This window comes from Sphingobacterium humi, assembly GCF_009768885.1.
GTDB classification, from domain to species: Bacteria; Bacteroidota; Bacteroidia; order Sphingobacteriales; family Sphingobacteriaceae; genus Sphingobacterium; species Sphingobacterium humi.
In genome coordinates this window covers 1-19,192 of sequence record NZ_WSQA01000021.1, presented here as the reverse complement: position 1 = coordinate 19,192, position 19,192 = coordinate 1, and the positions used below count along the sequence as shown (strand labels likewise).

Below are 19,192 nucleotides of genomic sequence, written 5' to 3'. Positions count from 1 at the left end.
AATCGAAATTTAAATAGATGGCTATATATAAACTTTTGCTTCCAAAGATGGGGGAAAGCGTGTCTGAAGCGACTTTAACCAATTGGTTGAAACAAGTAGGCGACCCAATCAATGAAGATGATGCGGTAGTAGAAATTGCAACCGATAAAGTGGATTCAGAAGTTCCTTCGCCTGTATCAGGGATATTAAAGGAGCGATTGTTCGATGAAAACCAAGTGGTTCAGGTAGGCGAGGTGATTGCCCTAATTGAAATAGAAGGCGAGGGCGAAGCGGAAGAAACTGCTGCAACTGCAGCGCCGGAAAGCCCGGCAGAACCTGCCCAAGAAGCCCAACCTGTGGAAGTTGATTTCCAAACAGAAGAAGTAGAAGAAGAGCAAATTCCTGGATTAGATCAGGTGGCCACGGCTCAGTATAGCGAAAAGGCAGAAGCCACGGAGCCTATTCATCAGGGCATCCGTTTCTATTCGCCCCTAGTAAGAAATATTGCACAACACGAAGGTATCAGCCAAAAAGAGTTAGACGCTATTGTGGGAACAGGAGCTGAAGGCCGTGTGACCAAAGAAGATGTGCTCAACTATATCCAAGATCGTAAAGGCTCAGTAGCTAAATCAGAGCCTAGTGCAGTAAAAGAACCAGTGGCAAGTACTCCGGTAGCAGCTAGTCAACCGAGTAAGCCAGCAAGCAGTCCTGCGCAGGTGCTAAGCAGCACTGGCAACGAGGAGATCATCGAAATGGATCGCATGCGTCGCTTAATTGCCGACCATATGGTACATAGTGTGCAAACCTCTCCCCACGTATTCTCTGTTGTAGAAGCCGATGTTACCAATCTAGTAAACTGGCGTAATAAGGTTAAAGACAGCTATAAGAAACGCGAAGGTGAGAATATCACATTCACCCCTTTGATTATCGAAGCGATTGGAAAAGCCATCAAAGACTTTCCCATGGTAAATGTATCTGTAGATGGTTATAACATCATCCGCAAAAAGAATATCAATGTGGGCATGGCCGCAGCTCTTCCTTCCGGAAACCTCATTGTTCCTGTGATTAAGAATGTAGATCAGTTGAGCTTAGTAGGCATCAGCCGTGCTGTAAATGACCTTGCTGTTCGATCAAGAGCCAACAAGCTTAAACCAGACGATACCCAAGGTGGCACTTTCACCTTTACCAATATTGGAGCTTTCGGCAATATCTTCGGAATGCCGATTATCAATCAGCCACAGGCTGCAATATTAGCTGTAGGAACCATCAAAAAGAAACCTGCTGTATTGGAAACAGAACATGGCGATGTAATTGCTATCCGCCATATGATGTATATCTCTATGTCTTATGACCATCGTGTTATCGATGGCGCCCTAGGAGGATCCTTTATCCGACGCGTAGCCGATTACCTAGAGAACTGGGACGCGGAAAGGGTTGTGTAAATTAGATATGAGATATGAGATGTGAGAGCTACAACCCGCTTTGTCATCATTTTATCATCGCTCAGGATGACACAGCTCACGATGACAGAGCGGACGAAATTGACACACTTCGCTCTCATATCTCACATCTCACATCTCCAGTCTAAAATCAAATCTGATATTTCTTTTTAATATGTCTATACCTAAAGAACAACAGGATAGAAGATGTTAAGAGACCTAGCGTTAAACCATACCATATACCCTGCACGCCGATGCTGGTTTTGACTCCCAGGTAATAAGCAGTTGGTAGTCCGACTACCCAATAGGCAAAGAAGGTAATCAGGGTTGGGATATTAACATCGCCCATGCCGCGCAGGATACCCAATCCTACTACTTGCGTTCCATCAAATAATTGGAACATGCCGGCAATAATCAATAAGTGTGCTGCTAGCGCAATTACGGCGGTATCTTTCGAGATCAGGACCGGTAAGTACTGGTTGAATACAGCGAAGATAATCGCGCAGATTATCATGAATAGCAAAACCAGGTGATAGGATACCGTAGCAAACTTTTCCAAGCGGAAGTAGTTCTTGTTGCCGAAGCTATTTCCTACCTTAATGGTTGCTGCGGAAGCAATCCCGCTGGCCATCATGTAGGTCATGGCGGCAAGGGTTATCGCCGTTTGGTGAGCTGCCTGTTCCAGGGCGCCGATCTTTCCGGCAATCAATGCTGCACCGGCAAAGGCACCAATCTCAAAAACATATTGCATAGCAACCGGAGCACCAATACGTAGAATCTTTTTTAACCGTTCTGTATCGATAAAGCGAATGGAGAAATGCGATATATACCGTTTAAAATTGCTTGATTTTAAAACATACCAAGCCATCACCAGCATCATTAGGATACGATCGATCAAGGTGGCAATCCCCACACCACTTACGCCCATAGGCTTGATGCCGAACATACCTTTCACTAAAATAATGGCCAATACCACGTTTAAGACGTTTCCCCAGATGGTAATGTTCATCGCTTGTTTAGTAAATCCTAACCCTTCGGCAAACTGCTTGAAGGTATTGAACAACATCAGGGGCAGAATGGATAAGCTTAAAATAAGCAAATAAGGTTTGGCGGTTTCAACTACACGCGGATCTTGATCAGCATGTTGCATGGTATACATGGATCCGAAGTACACGAGTAGAAAGAGTAGGATTCCCGAAATAAGATTCAACCAGAAGCTGTTCGAAAGCAATTTAGCACATTCCTGATAATTGGATCTTCCGTTTTCTTGGGCAATTAAGGGCGTTAAACCGTAGGCTATCCCCAATCCGATAACCAAGACCACCATAAATACCGAGTGCACCAAGGAAACGGCGGCTAAGGAAATAGTGCCGGCAAATTGCCCTACAATAATGGTGTCGGCAGTTTGTACCAGGGTATGTCCTAATTGGGAAATCACCACAGGGCCTGCTAGGGCCATGCTACTTAAGTAATAAATCTTATCGGCTTTGTATTTTCGAAACATGCGTGCTAAAATAATAAGACAGCAAAGGTACGAAGACTTATCTTCTAAAACAGCAGCCCCTTATTAAGAATTTGTTTCGAAAAGTAAATAGCTAATGCATAGGCCTTGCTACCTGCTTACTTCGAGGTTACAAAAATAGCATATGCATTACTTTGGGAGTTGGCATGAGGGCCATTCAGATCCGATGCTTCGCCATTGATCCACAATTTTCCTTTAATGTTGTTTTGTCCGGAACTTTGGAATCCAACGACATACACATCGCCATCATATATCGCAATATCTTTTGCCGCAGCTTCCATGCTGCCATCTGTTAGCTCGGTTAGTGTATTATTTTTCAATAGGACGGCCGAAGGGCGCTGGTTTATATTTACCGCTCCTACGGCATATACATCATTGTTATATACAGCAATTCCATCTAAACGGCCTCTTTTTAATCCATCGGTGAAGGTGGTTAGTTTTCCATTTTTCCATATCCTCGGGCTGTTTAAATCCTGCTCAGCATCCTCGGAGCCTGCCACATATACGTCGTTATTGGCTACAAAAATTGCATTGCCCACGGCACTCTTTGTGGCTTCCAGCGTTTGTGCAACGCCGTTTTTCCATACTTTAGGTATCAGCAAGCTGTTTTTATCCTTAGTTGCTCTGGCCGCTCCAGTGGCATATACATCCTTCCCATGTACAAAGATGGAAAAGATAAACGCATCCGTTTTCCCATCCGACAGTACTTGCGGAACGCCATTTTTCCAAATGCAGGCAATCATCATATCATTGATGCGTTTTCTACCGGCGATATACACATCGGTGCCTGAAACCACCATATCATAGGCCTCAGATAAGTGGCCGGAATTATCTAACAACGATTCTACGCCATCCTTCCACATCTTTCCTTGAAAAGAATTTACGGTACCCAAGTCTTGCCGGCCGGCTGCATACACCGAATTATTAGCCACATAAATGGCCTGTGCATATTCATTTTTAGAACCGTCAGTCAGTTGTTTTACCTGCCCATTTTCCCAAATGCTGGCAGTCCAAGTTTCATTCGGGCCTGCATTCGAAATACCTGCCACATATACCTTGCTGTTTCTTTCTGTGGGGCTGTCCTTATCTTTCTTGCAGCCTAGGGTTAGGGATGCAAGGGAAAGCAACAGGATAGCAAATGGACGGATGTTGATGTTCTTTAGGATGTTCACGGCGATGGTTTAATAAGGTGGAAGGTCAGTTTTCCAGAAGGTTCCCACGGTTCCACTTTCTCTTAAGTCGGCAGGATTAGCCTGTTCCCATTCTGGAATATTCAAATTCAATTCTTTATTAACTTCTTTTAATTTATTTAACACTCTCGTTGTATCGGAGTCTACTAGGGGAATTGTAGCCTCCATCACAAGCTGACCTTGTTGGTAGAAGCCCAACAAATAACTTCTATTACCCGTTCCTGCCCAGTAGATGGCTGTTTTATAACGATTGTTCTTACTGGCAACCTTGGTTTCGTACAGATTGGCTACATGAAAGATCTCCATGGCATTTTCTTCGAAAAAGGGATTCCCAGATTCTGAATAGAAGTTGTTCAAGAAAACTTCGTCCTTTTTGTGCAGCAGCATGGCGTGCAAGAAAAGCTCGCCCCAAGCTGGATCTTGATAGATAACGGTTTCTTGTTTATATACCACGGTATCTAGGTGGCTGCTGTGTAAAGGCACTATTCTGCCTTGACCCTGATAATATTGCCCTAAAAACGGAAAGAGCGATGTGATATTGGTGATTTTATCTTTTTGGCTAAGCTCATTGGTAAATGGTGCTTTTCGAAGCCATTTCTCCAGGTTCTTTCCAGTAATGTTGGCAACGTCCTTATCCCAGTTGAAATTACCGCCACAGCCAACAAGGAGGAAAAGAGGGATCAGGAAAAAGGAAGCAAGTAGAGTCGAGGTTGAAGTTTTGTTCTGCATTTAATTAAATTACTTTACATGTCTATAAATACCTAAACGGATAGTATAACGCTATATTTTTAATCGTAACGGTTAATGATAACCTTGGCTAATTTTTCTTGCTGAGTTAAAGATTGTTGATCTTTGGTCAAGCGGGTCCACGGCCATACTGCCTGCGCTTGATTCGCAAAACGGGAAGAATTACCGATGGTGAAATCGCTTCACCTGTAATAGATTAACAATAATTGCGCCAATATGCCCTTAGTTGCATTCGCCATTTCCAATTCACCTGAGCAAAATGCGAATCGGTAGATATAACCTTACATTAATCAGGGGTATCAATAAATTGAATTTTAATTAAGCCGCTTTTATTTCTTTTCCGATCGCTGTTTTTACCTATCGATTAATGTCGAATTAAGATGAACGCTCTTGCAAACATTTCATCTTAAGTACGATAACAAGATCCAATGCCCCCAGATTTTGTTTCGAAATAATTACAGGAAAATATTGACCAAAAAGAATAATAGACTTAACTTAGCTTTCCATAAAAATTAAAAATAGAGATGAATTTAGCGTTTTTGAACATAGGCACCCAGGAGATGATGTTGATTATATTGGTGGCCTTGTTGCTATTCGGCGGTAAGAAATTGCCGGAACTTGCGAGAGGATTAGGAAGAGGGATTCGGGAGTTTAAAGATGCTTCGGAAGGGATAAAGAGAGAGATTTCAGATCAGATCAATAACTTCGAGAAGGAAATCGATGATATCAAAACCGATATCGAGAAAGAACCGGAAACAAGCTATGCCCAACAAGATACCCCTGTTAGCACCGAGCAGGAGGATACTCAAACCACAGAAGATGGCGATCAGGAGCTTGCTGCCAAAGAGAAGAAAGCACCGCAATTTACTGCGCCTGCTGGAACCTACGAGCACCAGCCTTATCAGACCCCAACTCAAGATGATTATTACAGCTATGGCTATAACGATCATTTTGCAAACAATGAACAAGAAGAAAGTCCAGCAGCGCAAGCTAATGAGGCGACAGAAGAGGGAACTCCATCCCCAGATGCACAGCCTACGAAAGAGGACGATACTAAAAATGCCTAAAAAATTAGTTTAATATATGTCAGAGCTGTTGAACTCCTTCAACAGCTTTATTTTTTATTTTGAATTTTATGATGACATCACACGAAATTATCGTTTCGCAGGAGCTGTCGCTAACTGAAAAACAGGTGCGAACAACCCTTGCGTTATTGGATGAGGGAGCAACCGTTCCATTTATTTCTCGTTACAGAAAGGAAATGACCGGAAGCTTAGATGAAGTACAGATTACCGCTATTCGTGATAGGGTACAGCAGCTTCGCGATTTAGATAAACGCAAAGAGGCTGTATTGAAGTCCATCAACGATCAAGGGAAATTAACGCCTGAATTAGAACAGCAGGTGTTAGCGGCCGAAACCATGGCCATTTTGGAGGATATTTACCTTCCATACAAGCCGAAGCGTAAAACTCGCGCGTCAGTAGCCCGTGAAAAAGGATTAGCACCTCTAGCCGAGCTGATCTTGTTACAAAACCAAACGGATCTTGCTGCATCAGCGGAAGCCTATATCGATGCCGAAAAGGGCGTGCAAACTGTAGAGGAAGCCTTAGCTGGCGCTCGTGATATTATTGCCGAGCAAATTGCTGAAGATGCTGATGTACGTGCGAATACACGTAAAACCTTTTTAAACAAAGGGCAATTTGTATCGCGCGTGGTACCGGGCAAAGAGGAAGCTGCTTTGAAGTTTAAAGATTACTACGAATGGTCAGAATCCCTAAAAGATGCGCCTTCGCATCGGGTATTGGCCATGCGCCGTGGCGAAAAAGAAGAATTGCTGTACCTGGATATCGATGTGCAGGAAGAGGATGTATTGCCGGCTATTGCAAAGCAATTTGTGAAGGGCAATAATGAGGCTTCTAAACAAGTAGAATTAGCGGTAATGGATGGTTATAAGCGTTTGTTGAAGCCATCGATGGAAACAGAAATCCGTGTGTTAACACGTCAGAAGGCCGATGAGGAAGCCATTAAAGTATTTGCTGACAATGTGCGGCAATTGTTATTGGCGGCTCCGCTTGGGCAGAAAAGACTATTAGCCTTAGATCCTGGATTCCGTACCGGCTGTAAAACCGTTGTATTAGACGCGCAGGGCAATCTTTTAGAAAATACAGCAGTATATCCGCATAATGGGGCAAACGCTTCCTTGGAGGCAGAAAAGACCATTAAACACCTAATTGCGAAGCATGATGTTGAAGCCATTGCCATTGGTAACGGAACGGCGGGTCGCGAAACAGAAGACTTCGTCCGCAAGATGAAGCTTTCTAATGTCCTTATTGTGATGGTGAATGAGAGTGGGGCGTCCATTTATTCAGCCTCAGAAACGGCACGTGAGGAATTCCCAGACCAGGATGTTACCGTTCGTGGGGCAGTTTCCATCGGCCGTCGGTTAATGGATCCACTCGCTGAATTGGTGAAAATCGATCCCAAATCCATTGGCGTTGGTCAATACCAGCACGATGTCGATCAAACGAAATTGCAATCGGCCTTAGATGATACCGTGATGTCCTGTGTGAATGCGGTGGGCGTGGAGCTTAATACAGCTTCCAAGCAAATCTTAGCCTATATTTCCGGATTAGGGCCATCCCTGGCGCAACAAATTGTGAACTACCGCAAGGAAAACGGGCCTTTTAAATCGCGCCGTGAGTTGAAGAAGGTACCTCGGTTGGGCGAAAAGGCCTTCGAACAAGCGGCAGGATTCTTACGTATCCGCCATGCCGAGCATCCACTCGATGCATCGGGGGTACACCCGGAGCGCTACGCCTTGGTAGAGCAGATGGCCAAAGACCTGTCTGTTTCCATCCCGGAATTAATGAAGGATGAACAGCTACGCAAGCGTATCGATTTAAAGAAATACATGACTGATGAGGTGGGTTTGCCGACCTTAAACGATATTTTACTCGAGTTAGCGAAACCAGGACTCGATCCGCGGGAGCAGTTCGAAGCCTTCTCCTTCACCGAAGGGGTCAACAGTGTGTCCGACCTTCGTGTTGGCATGAAGTTGCCAGGGATTGTCACCAACATCACCAACTTTGGTGCCTTTGTCGATATCGGCGTGCATCAAGATGGCTTAGTACACTTAAGTCAATTGGCCAACCATTTTGTAAGCGATCCGCATGAGGTGGTGAAAGTGCAACAGCAGGTCATGGTGACCGTGACGGAAGTTGACGAAAAAAGAAACCGCATTAGCTTAACCATGAAAACCGAAGAGAAGGGACCACGTAAGCGCAGTGAAAAACGCGAAACGCGCGATACACGTGATACGCGCCAGCCGGAAACCGATATGGCCAGCAAATTGGCTGCATTGGCGAGTAAGTTTGGGAGGTAGGTTGTCTGAGTACTTCGTCCTAGTACTTAGTATTGAGTATTTAGTAGTTAGACCATAGTTTGAGTATTTAGTATTAAGTATTTAGTATTTAGTATTGAGTATTTAGTAGTTAGACCATAGTTTGAGTATTTAGTATTAAGTATTTAGACCTTGGTCTGAGTAGTTAGATTGAGTACTTAGTATTGCGTATTTAGTTTTAGACCTTTAGGTATTTAGTTTTAGACCTTTGGGTATTTAGGGCTATTTGTGCTGCTTATTGATACTAGGATAATTACTAAAATAGAGAAACATTCAGGGAAGGGAAGAAAGGGCCGGGTTGAGCCGGGTTTTCTTCTTTTTCCTGAATTTTGTTTTTTAGGGCAATCTGGGAATAAAGGCTTTATTTTTTAAAGCGGTTTCTTGGTTTTTTATTGCTCTTGGCCGTTTGAAAGAAGTTCAGAATAAGCCCTAATACAAGGCCGGCAATCAAGATAGTGTACCAAGCGTATCCGAATCCAATGATTTTATTGAATAAAAAGGCAACCAAAAAGAAGATACTGGCTACCGTGATGATAAATGCTATTGATTTTTTGCTCATGGTAATTTGTTGGTTTGCTGAAATATAGCAAAAAATATGCACTAATAAAAAACCCGACAACGAGGTCGGGTTTATCTATTATTTTTTTGATTGCTTACATGGCTTCAGCCACTACTTCTTCCACTTCGGGAACCATGCGTTTCAATAGGCCTTCAATACCTGCTTTCAACGTAATGGTAGAAGATGGACAACCCGAGCAAGAACCTCTTAATTCTACGGTTACTGTGCCTTTGTCAAAGGATTTGTAGGCAATAGCACCTCCGTCTTGTTCTACGGCAGGGCGCACATAGTCGTGTAATACTTGTTGGATTTTAACTTCCACATCGGAGCCTTCAAATACCACATCTTCCGAGTGTTCTTCTGGTTTTACCGCAAGCTCAGATTCTACAGCGCCTTTTACAAACTCTTTCAATAAAGGCTCGATGTCAGACCATGCTGCATCATCTGTCTTAGTTACCGTAACGAAATTACTCGCAAAGAAAACGCCGTTCACAAAGTTGAACTTGAAAAGCTCTCTTGCAAAGGCAGACTCCTGCGCTTTCTCACGGTCTGGATAATCTAAGCTGCCATTTATCAAAAGCTTGTTCACCAAGAACTTCATCGTTGCTGGGTTTGGTGTGCTTTCGGTATATACGTTAATTGTTGCCATATGTTAAAATCAGTCTAAATTATTGCACAAATATAAATCTTTATCCCTATTGACGCGTCATTACTGCGTAAAAGCTTATAATGGAACGCCGGTGTAATTGCTTGGCGAAATGGCCTTGATCTCCTGCTTGATTTCATCCGATACATTCAGCTGATCCACAAACACTGCAATGGTTTCTTGGGTCACTTGGGTATTCGTACGGGTAAGGTCTTTTAAAGCCTCATACGGCTTCGGATAGCCCTCACGACGTAGGATGGTTTGAATGGCTTCGGCCACCACCGCCCAGTTGTTTTCCAAGTCCTCCTGGAAGGCTGATTCGTTTAATATCAATTTACGTAATCCGCGAAGGGTGGATTTGATGGCGATGAGGGTATGCGCCATAGGCACGCCAATATTACGCAATACCGTCGAGTCGGTTAAGTCGCGTTGTAAACGCGAGATTGGTAACTTGGCGGCTAAATGCTCGAATACAGCATTGGCTAAGCCTAGGTTTCCTTCTGCATTTTCAAAATCAATCGGATTTACCTTATGCGGCATGGCCGAGGAACCAATTTGGCCGGCCGTAATTTTCTGCTTAAAGTAATCCATGGAAATATAAGTCCAAATATCACGACAAAGGTCAATAATAATGTTGTTGATGCGTTTTAAGGCATCGCAGCTTGCTGCAAAATTATCGTAATGCTCAATTTGCGTGGTCGTTTGAGAGCGGCTTAAGCCCAATTGCTCATTCACAAACTTATTGCCAAAGGCTACCCAGTCGTTGCTCGGGTAGGCCACATGGTGGGCGTTGAAGTTTCCTGTTGCTCCGCCAAACTTCGCCGAGAAAGGCACTTGCGCCAAGAGCTCCAATTGTTTTTCGATACGCTCGATAAACACTTTGAATTCCTTGCCCAATTTGGTTGGAGAAGCCGGTTGCCCGTGCGTGCGCGCCAGCATCGGTACCTCTTTCCATTCGTTGGACAGGTTGGTTAATTCGCCCACTAATTCTTGAATTGCAGGCGTATATACGTTGGTTAAGGCCTCTTTCCACGATAATGGAATGGCGGTATTGTTAATATCTTGAGAGGTTAAACCGAAGTGGATAAATTCCAAGGAATCGGTTAGTCCTAATTTTTCAAATTCATTCTTTAAGAAGTATTCCACGGCTTTTACATCGTGGTTGGTTACTTTCTCGGTATCTTTTATCCATTGGGCATCTGCTTCGCTAAAGTTGCGGTAGATCGCGCGTAATTTATCGTTCAAGCTACCATCAAAATGGGCCAATTGCTGAATTCCCGATTCCGATAGAGCGATAAAGTATTCCACTTCAACCAATACTCGGTATTTTATCAGGGCAAACTCGGAGAAGTAATTCGCTAAATCTTTCGTGCTATTGTAGTATCTACCGTCAATAGGGGTTACGGCCGTTAAGGATGATAATGTCATGCTGTATAATCTTTAGTGAGGCAAAAATAAGAAATTCAATGCCCTGTCGCAAACCCAGGGTCATAAAACAACAAAAGCCCGTTTCTAAAACGGGCTCTTGATGTATTTTTTAATGAAGTTCGGATTATTGAACGTTTTTCAAAGAATCAGCGATAGAATCACCAGTTGCACGTACTGAATCAGCAACGTTTTCTAATGAATCAGCGATGTTCTCAGTAGTAGAATCGATAGCAGCAGCAGTAGAGTCAGCAGCAGCTTCAGTTTTAGTTTCAGCGTTGTTACAAGATGCAACTGCTACAGTTAAAGCTAATCCTAAGAATCCGAATTTGAATAAATTTTTCATTTTTTTAATTTTCTATTTAGTTGAAACAAATTTGTTTATTTAATCTTTAATACCCGTAACCTATAAAAGGTAACCCAAAAAATAACTTTATTTTAAATTTTTATTAAACCTCCTGTGTTTCAGTTGTTTAATTTTAGTTATTTGCTTTGAGCAGCGCAAATATACTACTGTTTTGTTGATTTGCAACAATAAAAAACATTTTTTATTATATTTCTGTTAAATTCTTAAACGAAGACTATGTTAGATAAGATAAAGAACATCCTAAAGCTCATTAAATCAGTGGATATGGCGCAATTGGAGAAGATTTCAAAAAAAGTAGATTTAGCGGAAGTTTTAGGCGCTGTATCAAAAATGGACGAAAATCAGCTGAAAATGGCAATGAAAATGCTGACCGGCAGCAAGAAAAAAAAGGATCCCCCAGCTATTAATGCCGATTTTTATGACGTTTCTGCCAAGCTTTCCCCCGAAGATCGGGCCCTGCAAATGAAAGTACGCGCCTTTTTGGAGGCCGAAATAAAACCCCTGGTCAATAATTATTGGCTGCACGATGAATTTCCCTTCGAAATTATTCCCAAGCTGGCCGAGCTGAATGTATGTGGTTATGTATATGAAGGCTATGGCTGTGCCGGCGGAACATCTTTAATGGATGGAATTATTGCCAGCGAATTCGGCCGTATCGATCCTTCCATCGCTACCTTCTTGGGCGTGCAAAGCGGCTTGGCCATGGGCTCCATTTATATGTGTGGCTCGGATGCCCAAAAGCAGGAATGGCTGCCTGCCATGCAACAGCTGAAGAAGATTGGGGCCTTTGGCCTTACGGAACCTTTGGTAGGATCAGGAACTGCCGGCGGACTGACGACCACCTGCAAACGCGAAGGCGATAAGTGGGTGCTGAACGGACAGAAAAAATGGATCGGTAACTCTACTTTTTCTGATATTACTATTATCTGGGCGCGCGACCTTGACGATCAGCAGGTGAAAGGCTTTATCGTTCGTAAGGAAAACCCGGGCTTTGCCGTCGAAAAAATAAAAGGAAAGATGGCCTTGCGCATTGTTCAAAACGGCTTAATTACCCTAACCAACTGTGAAGTGCCGGAGGCGGATCGCTTGCCAAATGCCAACAGCTTTAAAGATACAGCCAAGGTATTGCAAATGACCCGTGCCGGCGTTGCCTGGATGGCCGTAGGCTGTGCTCGTGGGGCCTATGAGAATGCTCTGGAATATACCCTGCAACGCGAGCAGTTCGGAAAACCCATCGCTTCCTTCCAGCTGATCCAGAATCACCTGGTGGAAATGCTATCCAACCTCACAGCCATGCAGACCCTCGTATTCCGCCTTTCGGAATTGCAAGACGATGATAAACTTAAAGACGAACACGCTTCTCTCGCTAAGGTATTCTGTACCTTACGAACCCGCGATATCGTATCCCGCGCCCGCGAGGTGATGGGCGGAAACGGCATCCTTTTGGAATATAATGTCGCCCGCTTCCTCGCCGACGCCGAAGCCATCTACTCCTACGAAGGAACCAAAGAAATTAACTCCCTGATTGTAGGAAGAAGCATAACGGGGTATAGTGCGTTTGTGTAGGAGATATGAGATATGAGATTTGAGATGTGAGAGTAGGGGTGTTAGTATTTAGTATTTAGACGTGTTGTCATCGTTTTGTCATGGCTTTGTCATGGCTTTGTCATGGTGAGCGGAGTCGAACCACGAACGACTGGTACGTCAATGCAATCAATTATGTGAATAACATGTTTACTATAAGTGTCTTGATCAAGCATGTCGTTGGTCGTTTTCTAATGAAAACTACTTGATATTAAAGTAACTAGATATAACATCGCTCTTAAAAGCGCCTACTCAGGCGCTTTTTTCATGCTTTCATTACCTTTTTCTCTCCCCTTACCTTCCCCTTTGCAAAGGGCTTATATACGGGTTTGAAAGGGGAGTGAAAGGGGAGAGCAATGGGGTTAAACCAAAGCAGTCTATAGCAAATCACCCACCCTCTCCAAACAATAGCAAACAAGCCCGAGGGGTTTCCCTCGGGCTTGCTTATTCTTTCTTACAAGTATGGCTTGCTTAGTTTTTGTTTTTATTCTGCTGTGCAGCTTGTTGTGCACGCATCATTTCTTCCATTTTCTTCTGGAAAGAGTTTTTCTTTTCCGATTGCGGTTGTTTTTTCTTCTCTTCAATTTTCGCAAGGATGGTGTCATCATCAATAAATTGACGGATGATAAATTGCGTTAAGAAGGTTAAGATCGCCGATAGGAAGTAGTAGTAGTTCAAACCTGCAGGGAAGCTGTTCAACACAAAGAAGAATACCAATGGCATAATGTAGCCGATGTATTTCATCTGGTTGTTGGCTGCGCCTGACGTGGCGTTGTTATACCAGGTTGTCAACAGGGTGGTCAAGGTCATCAAGATACACATAAAGGAAATGTGATCTACACCGAAGATTGGTGCGAAGGTGATTGGCGCATCGTATGTCGACAAGTCTTTTACCCATAGGAAGCTTTCTCCACGCAGCTCGAACAAGTTCGGGAAGAAGAAGAAGAAGGCAAGGGTAAATGGCATTTGCAATAATAAAGGTAAACATCCGCCCAGTGGATTCACACCGGCTTGCTTGTAAAGCTTCATTTGCTCCTGCTGCAATAGCATGGCATTGTCTTCACCTACCTTCTCTTTAATGGCATCTAATTGCGGTTTTAACACGCGCATTTTCGCCATCGATTGGTAAGATTTGAAGGTTAATGGGAACATGATTAATTTTAAGAATAGGGTTAAAATTAATATCACGATACCATAGTTCATATTGAAACCATCTAAGAAATCGAAGATCGGCACGGTGATGAATTTGTTGATCCATCCCATTGGTCCCCATCCCATATTGATGATTTTATTGAAGTCGTTTCCTTCTGCTTTTAGGGTTTTGTATTTGTTAGGGCCGAAGAAAAAGCTAAAACCATAGTTGTTTTCTTTTTGTCCGGTATAGGCTAACTCTGCTTTGGTTTGGTAAAACTTCACCAAGCTATCTTGTGTAGCCACCGTTGAAGCCAGGTTGCTGTTGCTAAAGCCTTCTTTGCTGGTTAACACAATCGAGAAGAAGTGTTGCTTGTAGGCAATCCAAGAAAGTTTCTCTTCCACGGTTTCTTTCTCGTCGCTGGTTTCCGAAAGGTGATCTACATTGCCTTCGGTGTCGCGGTAGAAGATGGCCGACTTCTCACGTTCCGACTTAATGTTACGCTCTTTTTGCGAGAGGCTGGTTTCCCAGTCTAACAATAAGCTTTTGTTCTTCACATCAATCAGGTCGTTTAACCCTACCGTGCGGATGTCTAATTTTAAGTTATAGTCATTTCCCGCTAAGCTGTAGATATAATCGATATATTGTTCAGGGCTATAGCTTAAGCGTAAAGTCACCGATTTAGCATCGCTGCCCGCTACGGTAAAGCCTTCACCTTGCGGTTGGAAGTATAGGTCGTTGGTTTGAACCGCTTTGCCGGGAATGTTAAATTCTAATCCGAAACGGTTTTGGTCGCCATCAAATAACACCAATTTAGAACCGTCGAAGTTTGTTTCTTCTTTTAGTTCTACGGTTTTAACGCGTCCACCTTTGGTACTGATTTTTACGGCTATACGTTCGTTTTCTAAGCTGATCAACTGCTCTGTGCCAAATGATGCTGCGCCGAAAGGTTGTTTTAAGGCTGCAGAATCAACAACAGGGCTTGCTTGTGCGATGGTTTTGCTGCTGTCTGTCGGCAAAACTACCCCGTCTTTCACTCTTTTTAAGGAGTCTTGAAGCTGTTGTTCTTTTTTGATCTCATCCTGAGAAGGCTTCATGAGGTAGAAGGAGCCCGCCAGAATGGCAAAGATTAAGATGAATCCTAATAGGTTGTTTCTATCCATTGTTTATTTTTTACTGTATTGTCGCTTGGTAAAGTACTACTTAGATTTTTTGTGTGCTAACGAAGCGGCTACAAAGCTAACAAAAAGTGGGTGAGGATTTACCACTGTTGACTTTAATTCTGGGTGAAATTGCCCAGCCACGAAGAATGGGTGATCTTTTAATTCTACAATTTCAACTAATCCGGTCTCCGGATTCACGCCTGAGGCAATCATACCGGCCTTTTCATAGTCTTTTAAGTAGGCGTTATTGAATTCGTAACGATGACGATGTCTTTCAGAAATTTTACTTTTCCCGTAGATTGCGTAGGCTTTTGTGCCCTTTTTAATTTCACAATCGTAGGCGCCTAAGCGCATGGTACCACCCATGTTGGTGATGTTTTTCTGCTCTTCCATCAAGTTGATAACCGGATGAGGGGTGTTTTCATCCATTTCAAAACTATTGGCTCCTTTTAGGCCCAATACGTTTCTACCAAACTCGATTACGGAACATTGCATTCCTAAACAGATACCAAAGAATGGAATTTTATGCTCACGTACGAATTTAATGGTGCTTAGTTTACCATCTAATCCGCGTTCGCCAAAGCCTGGAGCAACTAATACGCCGTCTAAGCCTTTCAGTTTCTCTGCTACGTTTTCATCGTTTACACTTTCCGCAGCAATATATTGCACCTTCACTTTGGTTTCATTGCTGGAACCGGCATGAATGAAGGCTTCGGAAATGGACTTATACGCATCTGGCAATTCCACATATTTACCCACCAAACCTATGTTTACTTCGTTGGTTGGGTTTTTTAGGCGGCCTAAGAAGGCTTTCCAGTTTTCTAAATCGGGTTCGGCCTTGGTTGAAAGTTTTAATTTTGCTAAGACTGTTTTATCCAATTGCTCTCTCAACATATTCAACGGTACATCATAGATGGTAGGGGCGTCAATAGACTCGACTACCGCATTGATGTTTACATTGCAGAATAAGGCTAGCTTCTTGCGAATGTCGTTGTTTAATTTGTGTTCGGTTCTACAAACTAAAATATCCGGCTGTACACCGTATTCCAATAAGGTTTTTACCGAGTGTTGTGTAGGTTTTGTTTTTAGTTCACCTGCGGCTGCTAAGTAAGGAACTAAGGTTAAGTGAATTACTAAGGAATCGTTGTTTCCCAACTCCCAACGTAACTGACGCACGGATTCAATAAATGGTAAGGACTCGATGTCGCCCACGGTTCCACCTAATTCGGTAATGACGATGTCGTATTTGCCGGTTTGTCCTAACATTAACATGCGACGTTTAATTTCATCGGTAATGTGTGGTACTACTTGAACGGTTTTTCCTAAGTAGGCACCTGCCCGCTCTTGCTCGATAACATGGCTGTAGATACGGCCGGTTGTTACGTTATTTGCCTGCGAGGTAGGTACGTTCAGAAAACGTTCGTAGTGACCTAAGTCCAAGTCGGTTTCTGCCCCATCTTCTGTCACATAGCATTCGCCATGTTCATATGGGTTCAGTGTTCCTGGATCGATATTGATGTACGGGTCAAACTTTTGGATGGTTACTTTAAAACCGCGTGCCTGAAGAAGTTTAGCAAGGGAAGCAGCAATAATTCCTTTCCCCAACGACGAAGTTACGCCGCCCGTAACAAAGATATATTTAGTCATAGCAATAATGGATTTCTAATATAGGATGAGCTCTTTTTATGGCGTCTCATCTGCTCTATGTACGGGATACAAAGGTACAAAATATTATTCAATACGTTCCAAAAAAATATGCTTTCGCAAAAATGCATGGATTGCTTTGAAGATTAATTTGTTGAGGCTAATCAAGCTGCTTTTTGGCTTTCAAAAGGACGGAAAAATTTCAAACTGTTGGCAGGATGTTTCGAATTTCTGCGTGAATTGGATTAACTTTAATAAAAATAATAGAACATGGACTATAGAAGAATGGGAAAATCGGGATTGCAACTTAGCGTGCTTTCCTTTGGCTCTTGGGTAACTTTTGCCCGACAAACCGATGATTATACCAATGAACGCTTGATGATGCAGGCTTATGATGCGGGTGTTAATTTCTTTGATAATGCGGAGGTGTATTCCGCGGGTTTGTCGGAGGAGATGATGGGGCGTGTGCTGCGCAAGGTGAATTGGGATCGTTCGTCTTATGTGCTGTCCAGTAAGGCCTACTTTGGCTGGAAAGGTGCCGACAAGAAGCCTAACCAGCATGGGCTTAGCCGTAAACATTTGATGGAGGCGTGCCACGAGGCTTTGCAGCGTATGCAAGTGGAGTACCTTGACTTGTATTATTGCCACCGTCCGGATCCCAATGTGCCTATTGCAGAGGTTGTGCGCACCATGAATACGCTGATTCAGCAAGGGAAGATTTTTTATTGGGGAACCTCGGAATGGTCGGCCGCAGAAATTATGGAAGCGCACATGCACGCGAAGGAAATGGGACTTGAAGGGCCGGCTGTAGAGCAACCGGAGTATAATTTGTTCAATCGCCGCCGGGTGGAGGTAGATTATGAGCCGATTTTTAGAAACGTGGGTATGGGTACCACCATTTGGAGCCCTTTGGCATCAGGTATCTTGACCGGGAAATACAATGAAGGTATACCAGATGGCTCGCGCATGTCTTTAGAAGGCTATGAATGGTTGCGCGATAAAGCGGTGGTGAGTGATAAATTGGCGCGCATTCGTGCGCTTGGTGATTTCGCCAAGGAGCTAGGCGTGAGCCTGCCTTGTTTGAGTATTGCCTGGTGTATCAGTAATCCGAATGTGACGACGGCTATTTTAGGGGCGACCAAAGAAAGTCAATTGACCGAGAACTTAAAAGCATTGGAGCTGTTGCCGTTGATGACCGAGGAGGTGAAGGCGCAGATTGATACGATAATGGGTACTAAACCTGTCGTTATCCAAAACTAAGGATGTGGATAGGGCTGGGTACGAAAAAAAGGGCTTTACATAAAGTAAGGCCCTTTTCTTTTCCGAAGAAATATAGTAATTAAACTCTTTTCGATTTGATACGAGCAGCTTTACCAGTAAGTCCGCGTAAATAGAATAATTTCGCACGACGTACTTTACCTACGCTGTTAATGTCAATTTTCTCGATGTTAGGCGAGTTTACAGGGAAAATACGTTCAACACCTACACCGTTAGAGATTTTACGAACGGTAAAAGTTGCGTTAGCACCTTCGCTGTTTAATTGAATTACCACTCCCTGGTATACCTGTACACGCTCTTTATTTCCTTCGCGAATTTTATAATGAACGCTAATGGTATCTCCAGCTTTGAAAGCGGGAATCTCATTTTTCACTACCGCTTGTTCTTCTACAAATTTTACTAAATCCATGATTCTGTGTAATTAAAAACGATTTATATCCTGTAAAAATCGGAATGCAATATTACAGCTTTTATCTGATATAAAAAAATACTTTTTTAAATTTTATCTTCCTCAATTTGAGGTGGGTGCAAAATTAGATATTTCCATTGGTTTTTTGAAATAGAATTTTATATTTTTTTTAATAGGTGTTTGTTTGATTGTAATTTCCATGAAATGAAGGGTTTAGGAAAAATTACAAAAAAACTCTTGACAAGATTGATTTTAGCCGTATATTTGTGCCACACAAAACAAAGGTGATACCTTTTCGGGGTGTAGCGTAGCCCGGTATCGCGCCACATTTGGGATGTGGAGGTCGTAGGTTCGAATCCTGCCACCCCGACAGAAAAGCCACTGAGATTCAGTGGCTTTTTCTATTTATGGCTTTTTGGGAAATAATTTAATCGAAGATTAATGGACGAGCAGGTTCATTATGTGTGTTCAGGTATCGTTATCCAATACCTTTGCTGTCCTTTTAGTTTTTTTTTGTTGCTATCTTCGTACTTTAACGGATCAAGCTGAATTCTTGGGGGGAATAGTAAAAATTTCCTAGCTTAGCATCTTTAAAGCCGAAATCCCTTGCAAGACGCCGAACGTAAATTACTATCCTTATTGATGCCCGAAGGACTTTTAGAATACTTTGAGATTTTAGAAGTAGATCAGGTTGACAATCACCTGCAC

The 19,192-nt window shown here is 43.0% G+C and carries 15 protein-coding genes and 1 tRNA gene; 6 read left to right on the top strand and 10 right to left on the bottom strand.

The features are described from left to right. Window positions 1-17 precede the first annotated feature (17 nt). Complete coding sequence (locus tag GQF63_RS18930) at window positions 18-1,421, top strand: dihydrolipoamide acetyltransferase family protein (RefSeq protein WP_160370823.1); 1,404 nt, start codon at window positions 18-20, stop codon at window positions 1,419-1,421. Window positions 1,422-1,569: 148 nt separating this feature from the next. Here GQF63_RS18930 and GQF63_RS18925 read toward each other — a convergent pair whose 3' ends face one another. The 3 genes from GQF63_RS18925 to GQF63_RS18915 form a co-directional block, all read right to left on the bottom strand. Continuing rightward, a complete protein-coding gene (locus GQF63_RS18925) occupies window positions 1,570-2,922 on the bottom strand; it encodes an MATE family efflux transporter (RefSeq protein ID WP_160370822.1) in 1,353 nt (450 codons plus the stop codon). Window positions 2,923-3,038: 116 nt separating this feature from the next. Then, entirely contained in the window at window positions 3,039-4,112 is a 1,074-nt protein-coding gene (locus GQF63_RS18920) for a hypothetical protein (RefSeq protein WP_160370821.1), read from the bottom strand. 9 nt (window positions 4,113-4,121) lie between these two features. Continuing rightward, a complete protein-coding gene (locus tag GQF63_RS18915; protein ID WP_160370820.1) occupies window positions 4,122-4,859 on the bottom strand; it encodes a hypothetical protein in 738 nt (245 codons plus the stop codon). Window positions 4,860-5,401: 542 nt separating this feature from the next. Here GQF63_RS18915 and GQF63_RS19910 point away from each other — a divergent pair. Both GQF63_RS19910 and GQF63_RS18905 read left to right on the top strand, forming a co-directional pair. Next, entirely contained in the window at window positions 5,402-5,944 is a 543-nt protein-coding gene (locus tag GQF63_RS19910) for a Sec-independent protein translocase subunit TatA/TatB (RefSeq protein WP_160370819.1), read from the top strand. A gap of 71 nt (window positions 5,945-6,015) precedes the next feature. After that, a complete protein-coding gene (locus GQF63_RS18905) occupies window positions 6,016-8,259 on the top strand; it encodes a Tex family protein (RefSeq protein WP_212592657.1) in 2,244 nt (747 codons plus the stop codon). Window positions 8,260-8,638: 379 nt separating this feature from the next. On the opposite strand, the gene GQF63_RS18900 is transcribed toward GQF63_RS18905, so the two are convergent. From GQF63_RS18900 to GQF63_RS18885, 4 genes are all read right to left on the bottom strand, one after another. Next, the gene (locus tag GQF63_RS18900) at window positions 8,639-8,836 is read right to left on the bottom strand and encodes a hypothetical protein (protein WP_160370817.1); all 198 of its coding nucleotides are present in this window, start codon (window positions 8,834-8,836) and stop codon (window positions 8,639-8,641) included. 94 nt (window positions 8,837-8,930) lie between these two features. Next, complete coding sequence (locus GQF63_RS18895) at window positions 8,931-9,485, bottom strand: NifU family protein (protein ID WP_160370816.1); 555 nt, start codon at window positions 9,483-9,485, stop codon at window positions 8,931-8,933. A 75-nt stretch (window positions 9,486-9,560) separates the two neighbouring features. Continuing rightward, window positions 9,561-10,910 (bottom strand): adenylosuccinate lyase, encoded by a 1,350-nt coding sequence (gene purB / locus GQF63_RS18890; RefSeq protein WP_160370815.1) that lies wholly within the window; start codon window positions 10,908-10,910, stop codon window positions 9,561-9,563. Window positions 10,911-11,034: 124 nt separating this feature from the next. After that, the gene (locus GQF63_RS18885) at window positions 11,035-11,253 is read right to left on the bottom strand and encodes a PG1828 family lipoprotein (RefSeq protein ID WP_160370814.1); all 219 of its coding nucleotides are present in this window, start codon (window positions 11,251-11,253) and stop codon (window positions 11,035-11,037) included. A 237-nt stretch (window positions 11,254-11,490) separates the two neighbouring features. On the opposite strand from GQF63_RS18885, the gene GQF63_RS18880 reads away from it, so the two are divergent. Next, entirely contained in the window at window positions 11,491-12,840 is a 1,350-nt protein-coding gene (locus tag GQF63_RS18880; protein ID WP_160370813.1) for an acyl-CoA dehydrogenase family protein, read from the top strand. Between the two features lie 489 nt (window positions 12,841-13,329). Here the strand turns inward: GQF63_RS18880 and yidC are convergent, their stop codons facing one another. After that, complete coding sequence (gene yidC / locus GQF63_RS18875) at window positions 13,330-15,153, bottom strand: membrane protein insertase YidC (protein WP_160370812.1); 1,824 nt, start codon at window positions 15,151-15,153, stop codon at window positions 13,330-13,332. 36 nt (window positions 15,154-15,189) lie between these two features. Further along, a complete protein-coding gene (pyrG, locus tag GQF63_RS18870; RefSeq protein ID WP_160370811.1) occupies window positions 15,190-16,800 on the bottom strand; it encodes a CTP synthase in 1,611 nt (536 codons plus the stop codon). A gap of 267 nt (window positions 16,801-17,067) precedes the next feature. On the opposite strand from pyrG, the gene GQF63_RS18865 reads away from it, so the two are divergent. After that, window positions 17,068-18,057: a potassium channel beta subunit family protein gene (locus tag GQF63_RS18865; protein WP_160370810.1), complete on the top strand. Its 990-nt coding sequence runs from the start codon at window positions 17,068-17,070 to the stop codon at window positions 18,055-18,057. Window positions 18,058-18,136: 79 nt separating this feature from the next. Here GQF63_RS18865 and rplS read toward each other — a convergent pair whose 3' ends face one another. Continuing rightward, window positions 18,137-18,484: a 50S ribosomal protein L19 gene (gene rplS / locus GQF63_RS18860; RefSeq protein WP_160370809.1), complete on the bottom strand. Its 348-nt coding sequence runs from the start codon at window positions 18,482-18,484 to the stop codon at window positions 18,137-18,139. Between the two features lie 296 nt (window positions 18,485-18,780). Here rplS and GQF63_RS18855 point away from each other — a divergent pair. Further along, window positions 18,781-18,854 (top strand) — tRNA-Pro (locus tag GQF63_RS18855). Window positions 18,855-19,192 lie beyond the last annotated feature (338 nt).

What these genes read in the sequence shown, in the direction of transcription:
- GQF63_RS18930 (WP_160370823.1), top strand. Translation starts at nt 18, where the DNA reads ATGGCTATATATAAACTTTTGCTTCCAAAGATGGGGGAAAGCGTGTCT.
- GQF63_RS18925 (WP_160370822.1), bottom strand. Translation starts at nt 2,922, where the DNA reads ATGTTTCGAAAATACAAAGCCGATAAGATTTATTACTTAAGTAGCATG.
- GQF63_RS18915 (WP_160370820.1), bottom strand. Translation starts at nt 4,859, where the DNA reads ATGCAGAACAAAACTTCAACCTCGACTCTACTTGCTTCCTTTTTCCTG.
- GQF63_RS19910 (WP_160370819.1), top strand. Translation starts at nt 5,402, where the DNA reads ATGAATTTAGCGTTTTTGAACATAGGCACCCAGGAGATGATGTTGATT.
- GQF63_RS18905 (WP_212592657.1), top strand. Translation starts at nt 6,016, where the DNA reads ATGACATCACACGAAATTATCGTTTCGCAGGAGCTGTCGCTAACTGAA.
- GQF63_RS18900 (WP_160370817.1), bottom strand. Translation starts at nt 8,836, where the DNA reads ATGAGCAAAAAATCAATAGCATTTATCATCACGGTAGCCAGTATCTTC.
- GQF63_RS18895 (WP_160370816.1), bottom strand. Translation starts at nt 9,485, where the DNA reads ATGGCAACAATTAACGTATATACCGAAAGCACACCAAACCCAGCAACG.
- purB (WP_160370815.1), bottom strand. Translation starts at nt 10,910, where the DNA reads ATGACATTATCATCCTTAACGGCCGTAACCCCTATTGACGGTAGATAC.
- GQF63_RS18885 (WP_160370814.1), bottom strand. Translation starts at nt 11,253, where the DNA reads ATGAAAAATTTATTCAAATTCGGATTCTTAGGATTAGCTTTAACTGTA.
- GQF63_RS18880 (WP_160370813.1), top strand. Translation starts at nt 11,491, where the DNA reads ATGTTAGATAAGATAAAGAACATCCTAAAGCTCATTAAATCAGTGGAT.
- yidC (WP_160370812.1), bottom strand. Translation starts at nt 15,153, where the DNA reads ATGGATAGAAACAACCTATTAGGATTCATCTTAATCTTTGCCATTCTG.
- pyrG (WP_160370811.1), bottom strand. Translation starts at nt 16,800, where the DNA reads ATGACTAAATATATCTTTGTTACGGGCGGCGTAACTTCGTCGTTGGGG.
- GQF63_RS18865 (WP_160370810.1), top strand. Translation starts at nt 17,068, where the DNA reads ATGGACTATAGAAGAATGGGAAAATCGGGATTGCAACTTAGCGTGCTT.
- rplS (WP_160370809.1), bottom strand. Translation starts at nt 18,484, where the DNA reads ATGGATTTAGTAAAATTTGTAGAAGAACAAGCGGTAGTGAAAAATGAG.